At 67.4% G+C, this 14,337-nt stretch carries 16 protein-coding genes; 12 read left to right on the plus strand and 4 right to left on the minus strand.

Features of this window, described 5'->3' with window-relative positions; translation table 11 throughout:
- Nucleotides 1–239 precede the first annotated feature (239 nt).
- The 4 genes from B7K24_RS04910 to B7K24_RS04925 all read left to right on the plus strand — a co-directional run bounded on the left by B7K24_RS04910 (nt 240) and on the right by B7K24_RS04925 (nt 5,816).
- A complete protein-coding gene (locus tag B7K24_RS04910) occupies nt 240–1,907 on the plus strand; it encodes an ABC transporter substrate-binding protein (RefSeq protein WP_084129002.1) in 1,668 nt (555 codons plus the stop codon).
- Between the two features lie 312 nt (nt 1,908–2,219).
- Nucleotides 2,220–3,146 carry an ABC transporter permease gene (locus tag B7K24_RS04915; protein ID WP_084129003.1) on the plus strand — a complete coding sequence of 309 codons (927 nt, stop codon included), beginning with the start codon at nt 2,220–2,222 and terminating at the stop codon, nt 3,144–3,146.
- Nucleotides 3,139–4,074, plus strand: a complete 936-nt coding sequence (locus B7K24_RS04920) for an ABC transporter permease (protein WP_084129004.1) — start codon at nt 3,139–3,141, stop codon at nt 4,072–4,074. The genes B7K24_RS04915 and B7K24_RS04920 overlap by 8 nt, the downstream gene beginning before the upstream one ends.
- Entirely contained in the window at nt 4,071–5,816 is a 1,746-nt protein-coding gene (locus B7K24_RS04925; protein ID WP_084129005.1) for an ABC transporter ATP-binding protein, read from the plus strand. Before B7K24_RS04920 ends, B7K24_RS04925 begins: the two co-directional genes overlap by 4 nt.
- A gap of 151 nt (nt 5,817–5,967) precedes the next feature.
- On the opposite strand, the gene B7K24_RS04930 is transcribed toward B7K24_RS04925, so the two are convergent.
- Entirely contained in the window at nt 5,968–6,171 is a 204-nt protein-coding gene (locus tag B7K24_RS04930) for a hypothetical protein (RefSeq protein WP_084129006.1), read from the minus strand.
- 77 nt (nt 6,172–6,248) lie between these two features.
- On the opposite strand from B7K24_RS04930, the gene ychF reads away from it, so the two are divergent.
- Nucleotides 6,249–7,334 carry a redox-regulated ATPase YchF gene (gene ychF / locus B7K24_RS04935; protein ID WP_084129007.1) on the plus strand — a complete coding sequence of 362 codons (1,086 nt, stop codon included), beginning with the start codon at nt 6,249–6,251 and terminating at the stop codon, nt 7,332–7,334.
- 81 nt (nt 7,335–7,415) lie between these two features.
- Here the strand turns inward: ychF and B7K24_RS04940 are convergent, their stop codons facing one another.
- Nucleotides 7,416–8,441 (minus strand): zinc-dependent alcohol dehydrogenase family protein, encoded by a 1,026-nt coding sequence (locus B7K24_RS04940; protein WP_084129008.1) that lies wholly within the window; start codon nt 8,439–8,441, stop codon nt 7,416–7,418.
- A 33-nt stretch (nt 8,442–8,474) separates the two neighbouring features.
- The gene (locus B7K24_RS04945) at nt 8,475–9,344 is read right to left on the minus strand and encodes a helix-turn-helix transcriptional regulator (RefSeq protein WP_084129009.1); all 870 of its coding nucleotides are present in this window, start codon (nt 9,342–9,344) and stop codon (nt 8,475–8,477) included.
- Nucleotides 9,345–9,444: 100 nt separating this feature from the next.
- On the opposite strand from B7K24_RS04945, the gene B7K24_RS13720 reads away from it, so the two are divergent.
- From B7K24_RS13720 to B7K24_RS04970, 6 genes are all read left to right on the plus strand, one after another.
- Nucleotides 9,445–9,573: a hypothetical protein gene (locus B7K24_RS13720; protein ID WP_255372777.1), complete on the plus strand. Its 129-nt coding sequence runs from the start codon at nt 9,445–9,447 to the stop codon at nt 9,571–9,573.
- 65 nt (nt 9,574–9,638) lie between these two features.
- Entirely contained in the window at nt 9,639–10,820 is a 1,182-nt protein-coding gene (locus tag B7K24_RS04950) for a multidrug effflux MFS transporter (protein ID WP_144268126.1), read from the plus strand.
- 156 nt (nt 10,821–10,976) lie between these two features.
- Nucleotides 10,977–11,204: a type II toxin-antitoxin system RelE/ParE family toxin gene (locus B7K24_RS04955; protein WP_234986552.1), complete on the plus strand. Its 228-nt coding sequence runs from the start codon at nt 10,977–10,979 to the stop codon at nt 11,202–11,204.
- Nucleotides 11,179–11,499 carry a HigA family addiction module antitoxin gene (locus B7K24_RS04960; RefSeq protein ID WP_084129011.1) on the plus strand — a complete coding sequence of 107 codons (321 nt, stop codon included), beginning with the start codon at nt 11,179–11,181 and terminating at the stop codon, nt 11,497–11,499. The genes B7K24_RS04955 and B7K24_RS04960 overlap by 26 nt, the downstream gene beginning before the upstream one ends.
- Nucleotides 11,496–12,302 (plus strand): alpha/beta fold hydrolase, encoded by an 807-nt coding sequence (locus B7K24_RS04965; RefSeq protein ID WP_084129012.1) that lies wholly within the window; start codon nt 11,496–11,498, stop codon nt 12,300–12,302. The genes B7K24_RS04960 and B7K24_RS04965 overlap by 4 nt, the downstream gene beginning before the upstream one ends.
- A 63-nt stretch (nt 12,303–12,365) precedes the next feature.
- Nucleotides 12,366–12,764: a VOC family protein gene (locus tag B7K24_RS04970; RefSeq protein WP_084129013.1), complete on the plus strand. Its 399-nt coding sequence runs from the start codon at nt 12,366–12,368 to the stop codon at nt 12,762–12,764.
- A gap of 19 nt (nt 12,765–12,783) precedes the next feature.
- On the opposite strand, the gene B7K24_RS04975 is transcribed toward B7K24_RS04970, so the two are convergent.
- Nucleotides 12,784–13,662 (minus strand): pseudouridine synthase, encoded by an 879-nt coding sequence (locus tag B7K24_RS04975; RefSeq protein WP_234986553.1) that lies wholly within the window; start codon nt 13,660–13,662, stop codon nt 12,784–12,786.
- A gap of 141 nt (nt 13,663–13,803) precedes the next feature.
- On the opposite strand from B7K24_RS04975, the gene B7K24_RS04980 reads away from it, so the two are divergent.
- Nucleotides 13,804–14,199 (plus strand): DUF2510 domain-containing protein, encoded by a 396-nt coding sequence (locus B7K24_RS04980; protein WP_084129014.1) that lies wholly within the window; start codon nt 13,804–13,806, stop codon nt 14,197–14,199.
- The last annotated feature ends 138 nt before the right edge of the window (nt 14,200–14,337 follow it).

Below are 14,337 nucleotides of genomic sequence, written 5' to 3' on the forward strand. Positions count from 1 at the left end.
CTGCGTCGACACATGCGCGACACGCTCGAGGTGTGAGATCGGTCACATTAAGGCCACTCATTGTCACGATTCGGGAACAAAACCCGCCCATGCCCCCACCGTGAAACACACTGGCAAAAAAGCCCTGCATATCCTGTCTGCACCCTGCGGGCACGTCCGTGGGAAAAATGTGAGTCGCTCCGAGACCCGGAGCGTCCCATCCCAGTCCGGCACCCTTGTGCCGGGCGCAAGGAGGAATAGTGAAGAACAACAAGGCCATCTTCGGTGGCGTTGCGGCCGCGCTCAGCGCGTCCCTCGTCCTCGCCGGATGCTCGTCGGAGGACCCGGCAGAGGAGACCACCAGCGGTGCCACTGACGGCGCGACTCCCACCGAGGAGACGTCGGCTGCGGTCATCACCACCAACGGCTCGGAGCCCCAGAACCCGCTGATCCCGGTCGCGACCAACGAGACTGGTGGCGGCAAGATCATCGACTCGCTCTTCGCGGGCCTCGTGTACTACGACGGCGACGGCGCCGCTCACAACGAGGTTGCGGAGTCCATCGAGACCGAGGACAACCTGACCTTCACCGTGAAGCTGAAGGACGGTTGGACGTTCACCGACGGTACGCCCGTCCTGGCCCACAACTTCGTGGACGCCTGGAACTGGGGTGCGGACCCGGCCAACGCCGCGACCGCGCTGAACTCGTACTTCTTCGAGCAGATCGAGGGCTTCAACGGTTACGAGGAGGGTGGCTCCACCCCCGAGATGACCGGCCTCGAGGTCGTCGACGACATGACCTTCACCATCACGCTCGCCGCTCCGAACTCGGAGTTCCCCCTCGCGCTGGGCTACTCGGCGTTCTACCCGCTGCCCGACTCGTTCTTCGAGGACCCCGAGGCCTTCGGCAAGGCGCCCGTCGGTAACGGCATCTACACCCTCGCATCGGCCGACGACTGGCAGCACGACGTCCAGATCATGCTGTCGGTGAACGACTCGTACGCCGGTGAGCGTGTCGCCCAGAACGGTGGCCTCCAGATCACCTTCTACGCGACCCAGGACGCGGCCTACGCCGACCTCCTCGGTGGCAACGTCGACGTCATCGACGGCATCCCCCCGGCCGCCTTCGCCACCTACGAGGCCGACCTCGGCGACCGCGCTGTGAACCAGCCCGCCGCCATCTTCCAGTCGTTCACCATCCCCGCGAACGACGAGCGCTTCCAGGGCGAGGCCGGCCTGCTGCGCCGCCAGGCCCTGTCCATGGCGATCGACCGCGAGCAGGTCACCGACGTGATCTTCGAGGGCACGCGCACGCCTGCCTCGGACTTCACCTCGCCGGTCATCGACGGCTGGTCGGACTCCATCCCCGGTTCCGAGGTCCTCGACTTCGACCCCGAGGGTGCCGTTGAGCTGTGGGCCGAGGCCGACGCCATCGAGCCGTGGGAGGGCACCTTCGAGCTCGCCTACAACGCTGACGGTGGCCACGACACCTGGGTCGACGCTGTCGCCAACCAGATCACCAACACCCTCGGCATCGACGCGGCGGGCCTGCCCTACGCGACCTTCGCCGAGTTCCGCACCGATGTCACGAACCGCGACATCGAGGCGTCGTTCCGCACCGGTTGGCAGGCGGACTACCCGTCGCTCGAGAACTTCCTCGGCCCGCTCTACTACACCGGTGCCGGCTCGAACGATGGTGACTACTCCTCCGAGGAGTTCGACACCCTGATCGACGAGGGCAAGACCGCTGCGACCTCGGACGAGGCCATTGCCAAGTTCCAGGAGGCTCAGGAGGTTCTGTTCCAGGACCTGCCCGCCATCCCGCTGTGGTACTCCAACGTCAACGGTGGCTTCTCCGAGTCGGTCGACAACGTCGTGTTCGACTGGCACTCGGTCCCGCTGTACTACCAGATCACCAAGGCTGAGTAAGCCCCACCAGATCTGACGGACGGGCCCGCTCCGCTTCCGGGCGGAGCGGGCCCTGCTGTGTCTCCACATCGAGACGCATACGGCCGATGCCAGGGATCACCATGGCATCGGCCATCTCCCGCCCACACCTGGGCATTCAGGCCGCCGCACCCCGGCGCCGGCCGGCTCGACAGCGGCGCACATGACGCGCGAAAATCGCGCAAACGAGGCGCCTGCGAGTACCCTCGCTGACAGCACGCGCTACCCGCGTGCCTGTTCACACTAGAATCGGCACCCTATGCATTCACCGACTGACGCCCGAGGAGTGCGCATATGACGCTGTATGTGGTCAAGCGCCTTCTCCAGGCCATTCCCGTGTTCTTCGGAACCACGTTCCTGATCTACTTCATGGTCTTCTCCATGCCAGGAGATCCCGTCCTCGCCCTCTTCGGCGACCGGACCCCGAACCCCGCGGTCCTCGAGGCAGTACGCGAGCAGTACAACCTCGACCAGCCCTTCATCGTCCAGTACTTCATGTACATCAAGGACTTCCTCACGGGGAACATGGGCGTGACCTTCTCCGGTCAGACCGTCAACGACGTCTTTGCGCGAGCCTTCCCGGTGACGCTGCAACTGGTGACGATCGCCGTGGTCGCGGAGTTCCTCCTCGCGGTGGGCTTCGGACTGCTCTCGGGTCTGCGCAAGGGCAAGTTCGCCGACCACGCCTCGCTGCTGATGGCGCTCGTGCTGAACTCGATCCCCCCGTTCGTGGCGCTGTTCCTCGCCCAGTACTTCATCGGTATCAAGCTCGGGTGGGCGCCCGTGACGGTCGGCGCGAACGTGAGTTGGGGCTCGCTGCTGTTGCCCGGCCTCACCATCGCGCTCACGATCTACGTGGTGGGTATGCGCCTCATGCGCGGCTCGGTAATCGAGGCCCGTGAAGGCGACTACGTGCGCACCGCCTACGCGAAGGGCCTGACGTCCAAGCGCGTCACGCCCGTGCACGTGGCCCGCAACTCGCTGATCCCGGTGATTACGAACACCGCGGCCAGCTTCGGTGCTCTGATTGCCGGTACGACCGTGACCGAGGGCATCTTCAACATTCCCGGCATCGGCAAGGTGCTGTACGACGCGATCCTTCGTGGCGAGAACGCGACCGTCGTGTCGTTCGTGACGATCCTCACCGTGATGTACATCATCGTGAACATCCTGGTGGACCTGCTGTACGCCGTGCTCGACCCGAGGATCCGCTATGTCTGACCGCAACGCACACTACGTCGCCCCTGTCGACGAGACCCAGCCAGGCGCGGTCGACCAGGTCAATCTGTCGGCGCGCAAGTCGAACATGTGGATCGACGCATGGCGTGACCTGCGCAAGCGTCCGCTGTTCTACGTCGCCCTGGTGATCTCCGCGATCATCCTCATCATGGCGCTGTTCCCGTCCTGGTTCACCGACGCCGACCCCGGTCGCGGTGACCTGTCGCTGAGCAACGCCCCCGCCGAGCCCGGCCACCCCTTGGGCTACACGCTTCAGGGCTACGACATCTGGGCTCGCATCGTTTACGGCGCCGAGACGTCGCTGACCGTGGGTCTGCTGACGGTCCTCATCACCGGCGTGATCGGTGTGCCGATGGGCGCGATCGCCGGCTACTACGGCGGCTGGGTGGACTCGCTGCTGTCACGCATTGGCGACATCTTCTTCTCGATTCCGTACTTCCTCGCGGCCGTGGTCGTCATGTCGGTGCTGTCCGACTACCGCAACCCGCTGGTGATCTCCTTCGCGATCGGTGGCTTTGCCTGGGCGTCGCTGGCGCGCATCGTGCGCGCCGAGGTGCTGAGGAACAAGAACCTCGAGTACGTCATGGCATCCGAGGCGGTGGGACGCTCGCGCGGCTCCACGCTGCTCAAGCACGTGCTGCCCAACTCCATGGGCCCCGTCATCGTGGCGTTGACCCTGTCGCTCGGTGCGGCCATCACCGCGGAGGCGACCCTGTCGCTGCTCGGTATTGGCCTTAACGGCTACTACTCGTGGGGCAACGACATCGCGCAGGCGCAGACCGTGCTGCGCACCAACCCCGGTGCGCTGTTCTGGCCGTCCCTCGCGCTGACCCTGACGGTGCTCGCCTTCACCTTCCTCGGTGAGCTCATCCGTGACGCGCTCGACCCGAAGGCGAGGGCCCGACGATGACGGAGACCATCCCTGTGACCGACTCCCACGGCACCGTCCCTGTGGCGGACCCGAGCCAGCCGCTCGTCCAGGTCCGCGACCTCGAGGTCGGCTTCCAGACGCAGAACGGCCTCGTGAAGGCCGTGCGTGGTGTCTCGTTCGAGATCTACCCCGGCGAGACCGTGGCGATCGTGGGCGAGTCCGGTTCCGGCAAGTCCACGACCGCGACCGCGCTGATGAAGCTGCTGCCCGGCAACGGTGACATCACCGGCGGCGAGGTGCTCGTTGAGGGCACCAACATCGTTGACCACAACGAGAAGCAGATGGCTGCCATCCGTGGCGGCGTCATCGGCTACGTCCCGCAGGACCCGATGTCGAACCTCAACCCCGTGTGGTCGGTCGGCTTCCAGGTGCGCGAGGCGATCCGAGCCAACGGCGTCGCGACGTCCAAGAAGGACATCGAGGCTCGTGCCGTCGAGGTGCTGCAGCAGGCGGGTCTCGGCGACGCCGAGCGCCGTATGAAGCAGTTCCCGCACCAGTTCTCCGGCGGTATGCGTCAGCGCGTGCTCATCGGTATTGGCCTGGGCGCCGACCCCAAGCTGCTGATCGCGGACGAGCCGACCTCGGCGCTCGACGTGACGGTGCAGAAGGTCATCCTCGATCACATCGAGTCCCTCACCCGCGACAAGGGCACCGCGGTGCTGCTCATCACCCACGACCTGGGCCTGGCCGCCGAGCGTGCCAGCAAGGTCATCGTGATGAACCAGGGCCGCATCGTCGAGGCCGGTCCCAGCAAGGACCTGCTGTCGAACCCTCAGCACCCGTACACGCAGCGCCTCATCGCGGCGGCCCCGTCGCTTGCGTCGCGCCGTCTGGAGTCGTCGATTGCCGGCGAGAGCCAGGACGCGAAGACGTTCGACGTGGCGCAGATGGCCGAGCAGCGGGCGGAGGCCGTTGACGCCGACGCCCCCGCCGTGATCTCGGTGCGGGACCTCACGAAGGTGTTCTCGATCCGCAAGGGCGGGTTCCGTTCGGAGCCCTTCACCGCGGTGGACAAGATCAGCTTTGACATCCCGAAGGGCACCACGCTTGCGCTCGTGGGCGAGTCCGGCTCGGGCAAGTCGACGGCCGCGAAGATGATCCTGGGCCTCGAGGAGCCGACCAGCGGCGAGATCACCGTCGGCGGCACCGCGATGACGGGAGTGTCCCGCAAGGACCTCTTCAACCTGCGCTCGCGCATGCAGCCGGTGTTCCAGGACCCGTACTCGTCGCTCGACCCGCAGCGGTCGATCGCCTCGAGCATCGCGGAGCCCATGCGCGTGCACAAGACGGGCGACAAGGAAGCCCGCCGTGCGCGCGTCCTCGAGTTGCTCGAGCAGGTCTCGCTTCCCGCAGAGCTGTTCAACCGCTACCCGAACGAGCTGTCCGGCGGCCAGCGTCAGCGCGTGGCCATCGCCCGCGCGCTCGCGCTCAAGCCCGACGTGGTGGTGCTCGACGAGGCGGTCTCCGCTCTCGACGTGCTGGTCCAGGCGCAGATCCTGCAGCTCCTCGCGGACCTGCAGGCCGAGTTGGGCCTGACCTACCTGTTCATCACGCACGACCTCGCGGTGGTGCGCGTGATCGCGGACAACGTCGCGGTCATGGAGCGCGGCAAGATCGTCGAGTCCGGAACGACCGACCAGATCTTCGAGAACGCGCGCGAGCCCTACACGCAGCGCCTGCTCGACGCCATTCCCGGCGCGGGCCTGGAGTGGACGGTCTAGTCCTTCAGGACTGCTGCTGACGGCCCGGCGCCCCCGCGAGGGGGTGCCGGGCCGTTTGCTACGCCCTGCGAGGCATCCAGTGCCCGCTTTTCGCCGGAAGCGGGCACTGGGTGGCTCCTCGCAAGCGTGCGGCCGATGCCGTGGCCGGCCTTCAGTCCCGTCTCGCCACTCGCGGGGGTTCGGGGAGGATGGCCGCGTCGCCGACGCCGAAGGCGGGGATCACTACCTCGCACCCGTCGTCCGTGACGAGCGGGGGGCCGGGGATGGGCGCAGGTGCCGGCAGCACCTTCTCACTGGCCATCTCGTCGAGGGCCTCGTTGGCGCCGGGATTGAACACGGCGTTGAGTCCGTCCATAGCCTTACCGTATGCGGGATGGGCCAGCGCCGCCCGCCGAACCCGCGCATCGGCCGTCGCTACTAGAATGAACGACCGTGGCTCTCACTATTGGAATCGTCGGTCTGCCCAACGTGGGCAAGTCCACCCTGTTCAACGCTCTGACCCGCGCGGAGGTGCTCGCGGCGAACTACCCGTTCGCGACGATCGAGCCCAACGTCGGTGTGGTCCCGCTGCCCGACGCGCGTCTGGGCAAGCTGGCGGAGATCTTCGGCTCCGAGAAGCAGTTGCCCGCCACCGTGTCGTTCGTCGACATCGCCGGCATCGTGAAGGGTGCCTCCGAGGGTGAGGGCCTGGGCAACGCGTTCCTCGCGAACATCCGCGAGGCCGACGCGATCTGCCAGGTCACCCGCGCGTTCGAGGACACCGACGTCACGCGCGTCGAGGGGTCCACGGACGAGGCCGGCGACCTCGAGACCATCTCGACGGAGCTGATCCTCGCCGATCTTCAGACCATCGACAAGGTCCTGCCGCGCCTGGAGAAGGAAGTGAAGATCAAGAAGGGCTCGCCCGAGCAGCTTGCCGCCGTGCAGCAGGCCAAGGAGGTCCTCGAGGCCGGCCAGACGCTTTTCGCCGGCGCCGCCGCGGCAGGCATCGACACGGCGCTGCTGCGCGAGTTCAACCTGCTGACGACCAAGCCGTTCATCTACGTTTTCAACACCGACGACGCGGGCCTCATGGACGAGGAGCGCAAGGCGTCGCTGGCGGCGCTCGTCGCTCCCGCGAAGGCGATCTTCCTGGACGCGAAGTTCGAGTCCGAGCTGATCGAGCTCGATGGCGACGAGGCGCGCGAGATGCTCGAGTCCACCGGCCAGAGCGAGTCCGGACTGGACCAGCTCGCGCACGTGGGCTTCGACACCCTCGGCCTGCAGACCTACCTCACGGCCGGCCCCAAGGAGTCGCGCGCGTGGACCATCCCCAAGGGCGCGACGGCTCCGCAGGCCGCCGGTGTGATCCACACGGACTTCGAGCGCGGCTTCATCAAGGCCGAGGTGGTCTCGTTCGACGACCTCGTCGAGCACGGCTCCATGGCCGATGCGAAGGCCGCCGGCCGTGTGCGCATGGAGGGCAAGGACTACGTCATGGCCGATGGCGACGTGGTGGAGTTCAGGTTTAACGTGTAGTTCCCGTTCAACCTCTGACGGTGGCGCGTAGCCCGTCTCCGACCGCTCCAGTCACGAGTCTTGCTCTGACCATTGGTCGCGTCACATCGTGAGCATTGCCTTGATGGCGCGGCGTTCGTCCATGGCTTGGTAGGCGGCGGCGGTGTCATCGAGGGGGAGGGTGAGGTCGAAGACCTTGCCCGGGTTGATCTCGCGGCGCATGATTCGGCCGATGAGGTCGGGCAGGTAGTGGCGTACCGGGGCGGGGCCGCCGTGGAGGTGGACCCCGGAGAAGAACAGGCCGAGCCCGTCGAGCGTGACGTCGTGTGAGACACCGACGTATCCGACGTGGCCGCCAGCGCGGGTGGCCTTGATTGCCTGATCCATGGACTCTTGGGTGCCGACGGCCTCGATGGTGGAGTGCGCGCCGAGGCCGTCGGTGAGCTCCTTGATGCGGGCGACCCCGTCGTCGCCGCGTTCGGCGACGATGTCGGTGGCTCCGTATTCGCGTGCGAGGGCTTGGCGGTCGGCATGGCGGCTCATCGCGATGATGCGGGTCGCCCCGAGCTCGCGCGCCGCGAGGACGGCGAGGAGCCCGACCGCGCCGTCGCCGACGACGGCGACGGTCTTGCCCGGCCCCGCCTGGGCGGCGACCGCGCCGAACCATCCGGTGCCGAGCACGTCGGATGCGGCGAGCAGGGAAGGGATGAGGTCCGGCTCGGGCTGGGTGGGGGTGGCGACGAGGGTGCCGTCGGCGAGTGGGACGCGAAGGAGTTCGGACTGCGCGCCGCCTCGTGCTGCGGCCTCGCGGTGCGGGCAGTGGGTCTGATATCCGGAGCGGCAGATCTCGCAGGTGTTGTCGGAGGCGAAGAAGGACCCGACCACGAAGTCGCCGACCTTGACGTTGGTCACCTCTTCGCCGACGGCGATGACGGTGCCTGCGTATTCGTGGCCCATCGGGGTGGGGACGGCGGGGAGGGGTTCGAGGCCGCGGTAGGCCCATAGATCCGAACCGCAGACGCACGACGCGGCGAGTCGGACGATGGCGTCGGTGGGCTTCTCGACGACGGGGTCGTCGCGGTCCTCGACGCGGACGTCGCCGGGGCCGTACATGAGTGCGCCGCGCATGGTGGTCTCCTCAGAAGGGGTAAGGCGCTCGTGTCAGCGAGCGTGGTCCTGGGTGATGGCAAGGGTGCCGAGCAGGGTGAGCGCCTCGTGCGAGGCTGATCCGGGTGCGGCGGTGAACACGGTCATCTGGATGGCCTCCTGGCCGACCAGGTCGAGGCCGTTGAATGCCAGCTCGAGGTCGCCCACCAGCTGGTGGTGGAAGCGTTTGACGCCCGCATCGTGCTGCCACACGTCGTGACGGCCCCACAGCTCCCGGAAGTGGTCGCTGCGCGTCGACAGCTCCCCGACCAGGTCATGCAAGGGCTTGCTGTGGGGATCCCGTCCGGCCTCGGTGCGCAGCTGTGCGACGTTGACCGATGCGGCCGAGTCCCAGTCGGCGAAGAAGTGGCGTGCACTGGGCTCAAGGAAGAGGTACCGCGCGAAGTTCGGCGGCTGGGTGGTGGCGGTGGCGATCATGTCGGACATCAAAGCCCCGCCGAGGGTGTTCCAGGCGAGCAGGTCGGTGCGGCCGTTGCCGATCAGTGCGACGGCGTCCGTCATGGACTCCAGCAGCCACCGCATGCTCGGCTCCGGTGTCCACGCTCGCTCGCCAGACCTGCGCGCGCGGGTGCGGCCGGCGGTCTGCGCGCCCTGGTGCGCGAGGCGGTAGAGGTGTTCGCGTTCGGCGGGCTCGAGCTGCAGCGCCTTTGCGAGTCCGTCGAGGACGGCCTCGGATGCGCCGGCGATCGCTCCGCGTTCGAGCCGGGAGTAGTACTCGACGCTCACTCCGGCGAGAGCGGCGACCTCGCCGCGGCGCAGCCCGGGCACGCGGCGGTCGCGGCCACGTGGCAGCCAGACGTCCTCGGGTTCGATGCGTGCGCGGCGCGACATCAGGAACTCGCGCACCTCGCTGTGGTTGTCCATGTCGCTAGGATAGGGAGCCCCATTCGAGCGTGGGATGCCCTGTGAGGGCACGTCAGCAGCGGGACTCCCGCAGCCGCCATGGCGGCGCTTTCCTGAAGACATGAACAGGTATTCCGTTGCGGTGCTCGCTCTCATCGCCGTCTGGCCTTTCGGTGCGACGGCGTCACTTGAGCGCATGCCCCTTGCTGTGGACGATGCGACCGGCGAGCCGCTGTGGTGGACATGGTGAGCGCCACGGAGCGAACCGCACGCGAAGGTCGGGAGCGGTCTCGGCTGCGTGAGTCCGGAGTGTGGATGGCCGTCATCCTTGGCACGCTCACGGTGTTCGGTCCGTTGTCGATGGACCTCTACCTGCCGGTCCTGCCGTCCCTCGCGATCGACCTCGACGGCACCGCGTCGTCCGCGCAGCTGACGATGACCGCCTGCCTGATCGGCCTCGCCGCAGGGCAGGTGATCGCCGGGCCGATGTCCGACCGGTTCGGTCGGCGCACACCCCTGCTGGTCGGGCTGGTCATCTATACGATCGCCTCGGCGCTGTGCGCCATCAGCCCGACCATTGAGGTGCTCGTCGTCGCCAGGTTCGTCCAGGGGCTCGCCGGTGGGGTCGGGTTGGTCATCGCCCAGACGGTCGGACGCGACATCTACGACGGTGCACGCCTCACGCGCTACTACGCACGCATCATCGTGATCTCCGGCCTCGCCGCCATCGCCGCACCTGTCGTTGGCGGTTTCCTCGCCGAGCACCTGTCGTGGCGAGGATTCTTCGTCATCCTCACCGCCATCGGCATCATCGTCACCGCCGCTATCGCGGTCTCGTTCCCCGACAGCCTGCCGCCCGACCGTCGCACCAGCGGCGGCCTGCGCAGGGTTCGCGAACAGCTCGGTGTGCTCGCCCGCGACCGCCTCTACGTCGGCGCGACCATCTCGAGCTCCCTCACCTCAGCCGCCTACTTCGCTTACCTCGCCGGCGCACCCTTCATCCTCCAAGGCATCTACGGGCTCGCACCGTCCACCTTCGCGCTCGTGTTCGGACTCAACGCCGCGGCCTTCGCGACCGCCGGGTTCTCTGCGGGCCGTCTCGCGGAGCGGGTCGGTGACCGCGCTGTGTTCGTCGTGGGTCTCGCGATCATGATCGCCGGGGGAGGCGCGCTTCTCGTCACCGCACTGGGGTCGCCATCCCTGGCGCTCACGATCTTCGCGTTCGTCCTCATCGCAGCCGGAGCCGCGATCGTGTCACCGCCGGCGACCACCCTGGCCCTGGTCGACTACCCGCACTTCGCGGGTACAGCATCGTCCATTCTCGGCATGACCCGCTTCGCCGCGGGCGCGGCCGCAGCGCCGCTCGCCGGCATCCTCGGACCCCACACCGCGACACCGACCGCGACGGTCGCGCTCGTCACCGCGGCGGCGGGCGCAGCCGTATTCGCCGTGCTCATCGGACGTCGAGACTCTGCGACAGCGTCTCGATCCGCGTGACACCCCGCCCCACCCCCCCCAGACGTTATTCGGCAACGTCACGCGGTGGAGTTCCGGTTTAACGTCTAGCGTTATTGACGCATTCCGTTATGTGATGCTCGTGTGATCAGACCCTTCAGCGACAAGAATGCTGAGTGGATCTGGGACGAGGAGTTCGTGAAGGCGATCGATCGTCGAGTTCAGCGCGCCGCGCTTCGCAAACGTGACGTGCTCCACGCTGCGCCTGAGGTGGAGGACCTGCGGATCCCGCCAGGAATCCATCTTGAGCTGCTCAAGGGTGACCGTGCAGGCCGGCACAGCATCCGTGTGAACGACCAAGGGAGAATCTGCTTTCGATGGAAGAACGGCGGTGCGGATGATGGTGAGCTCGTCGACGACCACTGAGGACGGCCTGATCCCGCCGATCCATCCAGGCGAGATCCTGATGGAGGACGTCATCGAAAGCTTCGGGATCACCCAGAACAAACGCGCGGTCGCCATCGGTGTCGCGCCGCGGCGTATCAACGAGATCGTCCACGGTAAGCGTGGCATCACGGCCGACACCGCGGTGCGTCTCGGCGCCTATGTCGGAACGACAGCGGATTACTGGATGAACCTGCAGTCTCACTACGAGCTGCGGCTCGAGCGCCGCGCCCTGCGTGAACAGGTCGCGGCGATCACACCCGTGGAGGTCGCGTGACGGTAGCGCGGAGTTTTCTTGTCGAGCGAGGCGATGTCGCGCTACGGGTGACCGACTGCGGCGGCGACGGCCCACCGCTGCTACTTTTGCACGGCCTCGCTGGAAGCTCCAGAGAGTTCCTGCCTACCGCCGATGCGCTCCGTGACCGCTTTCGCGTGGTCTTGATGGACCAGCGCGGCCACGGCGAGAGCACGCGCCGCCCGGCCGATCTGTCGCGTGACGCATTCGTTCACGACGTGGTCGCCCTGCTGGAACACCTCCAGCCGGGTGCGCGGTGGACCCTCGTCGGTCAATCCATGGGTGCTCACACCGCGTTCCTGACCGCCGCCGCTCGCCCGGACCTCTTCGCCGGGCTCGTCATGCTCGAGGGTCACGCAGGCGGGATCCCGGACCCCGACGAGGCAAACGCGCTGGGAGAGTTCTTCGCGACCTGGCCAACTCCCTTTGTTGACGAGGCTGCAGCTCGAGCGTTTCTGGGACGCGGTGCCATTGTCGACGCACTGATCCAGGACTTGGAGCCGACAGCCTCGGGACTGATGCCGCGGTTCGACGGCGACGTCATGCAGCGAACGCTGGAGGCGGTGCACGAGCCGCGGTGGCGCGAGTGGGAATCGTTGGCGGTGCCGACCCTGGTGGTCTTCGGTGCCAACGGGATGTTCACGGCCGAACAGCAGCAGGAACTGATCCGTCGGCGCCACGGCACGGACTACGTGGTCCTGAACGGCGGCGGCCACGACGCTCACCTCGACGCCTTCGATGAATGGGTGGACGTGCTCCGTGCCTGGCTCAGCCGCGTCCGTTGACGGCGTGACCGCCCGTCAAGCGAACGGTGCGCACATCCCGCACCGCGCCTAGAGTTGCTAGGCATGAGCGACTCTGCGATTCCTTTTCTCATGTTCCAGGGCGGAGTGGGCCGCGAGGCCATCGACCTTTATGTCTCGCTCTTTGACGATGGTGAGATCCTCGACCTGGATCTGTATCCGGCAGAGGGCCCCGCGCCCGAAGGCACCATCATGCGAGGACGCTTCCGCATCGCCGGGCAAGAGTTCTATGTCTCAGACAGCTTCATCGACCACGAGTTTGGCTTCACGCCTTCGCTGTCAATCTGGATCGAGGCCGAGTCTGCTGAGCGGCAAGAGGAGCTTGTCGCCGCTCTCAGCGACGGCGGCCAGGTGCTGATGCCGCTCGACAACTACGGCTTCTCAGCGCGCTTCGGCTGGGTGAACGATCGCTACGGAGTGAGCTGGCAGATCAATCTGGGCTAACCCGAAGCCCAAGGCCGCCTCACGCGCGCGGCCACTCCAGCTGGCGCTTGCTGACGTAGGACCGTTCGGTCCCGTCGAGAGGGTCGGTGAATGCCAGCGATCGCGCGACCAGCCGCAGCGGCTCGTCGTAGTCGTCCGGTGCGTCCGGGGCGACCACCGGATAGAGGGGGTCTCCGACGAGGCCCAAGCCGGCATCGGCCATCTGTAGGCGCAGCTGGTGCGTCTTTCCTGTCACGGGGGACAGCCGGTAACGCGCACAGTCGCCCCGCACCTCGATGACCTCCACGAGCGTCTCGGCATTCGGCTCGCCCGCGACCAGTTCGGCCTGCAGGCTGCCGCGCCGCTTCTCGATGCGCCCCACGAGCCTCAGGGGAAACGACAGCGTCGGATCCCACCGCCCCAGCGCCTCGTACGTCTTCGTCACCGTCCGCGACTGGAAGACGCCCGCGTACGCGCCCCGCACCTCGCGCCGCGTGGTGAACACCAGCACGCCGGCGGTGAGGCGGTCCAGCCGATGCGCGGGAGCAAGCTCGGGCAGGCCCAGCTCGACGCGCAGCCTCACCAGCGCCGTCTCGCGCACGTGCGCCCCGCGAGGGGTGGTCGCGAGGAAGTGCGGCTTGTCGACCACCACGAGGTTGTCGGTGCGATCCAGGACGGGGATCGGGAACGGCACGGGCGTCTCGGGTGTGAGGGGGCGGTGGAACCACACGATCCGGTGCGGGCGGAACGGGGCATCCACAGCAATCGGTGCCCCAGTCTCGTCAACAAAATCCCCGGCGGCCAAACGCCGCGAGACGTCGGCCGCCGCGGGAAGCCGGCCCAGCAGAAACTCTTCCATCGTGGCCCAGGTGCCCGGCGCATCGGCCGGACCCGGCGTGCGCACCCAGGAGGCGTCCAAGCCCTCACGCTGAGGCAGGGGAGAGCGCGGCATCAGGCGGGACGACACGCGGGTAAGGACGGCACGAGGTCCATCGTACGGAGCGGCGACCGGCGGGCTAGCCTGAGGCCAGCACACCGCACGAGCAAAGGGGCAGGCACCATGGCGAATGCCGAGGCAGGCTGGTACGACGACGGGTCGGGCAAGGAGCGGTGGTGGGACGGCCAGTCCTGGACCGACAACTTCCGCGAGCCACAGGCCACCGGGGAAGGTATGACCGGGATGATCAACCGCATCCAGGCCGATGCCAACGCGGGCGCCCAGGTTCGTCCCGGCGCGGCCGGTGCCAGCTACGTGGTGCTGCAGGTGGTGCTGAAGGAGAAGATGTGGGGCTCGGGCTCGAACAACCTCACGGAGCTCGAGCGCGTCATCAACGGGCAAGCCGCGCTGGGCTATCGCCTCCACACCATCACGACGGCGTCGTCGGGCACAGGAGGTTTTGGTGGAGGAGACCGCATCCAGGCGACGATGGTGTTCGAACGGCTCACCCCGGCGTAGAGCCGTGGTCACATCAGGGGAGTCGACCACACCTCGACGATCCGGCCGTCGCAACGCGTTCGCCGTGGCGCGTTCACCCGACGCGGAAACGCCAAGGCCCGGCGCCCCTCGTGAAAGGCGCCGAGCCCTGCGGTCGTC

Source organism: Demequina sp. NBRC 110055, from assembly GCF_002090135.1.
Taxonomy (GTDB): Bacteria; Actinomycetota; Actinomycetes; order Actinomycetales; family Demequinaceae; genus Demequina.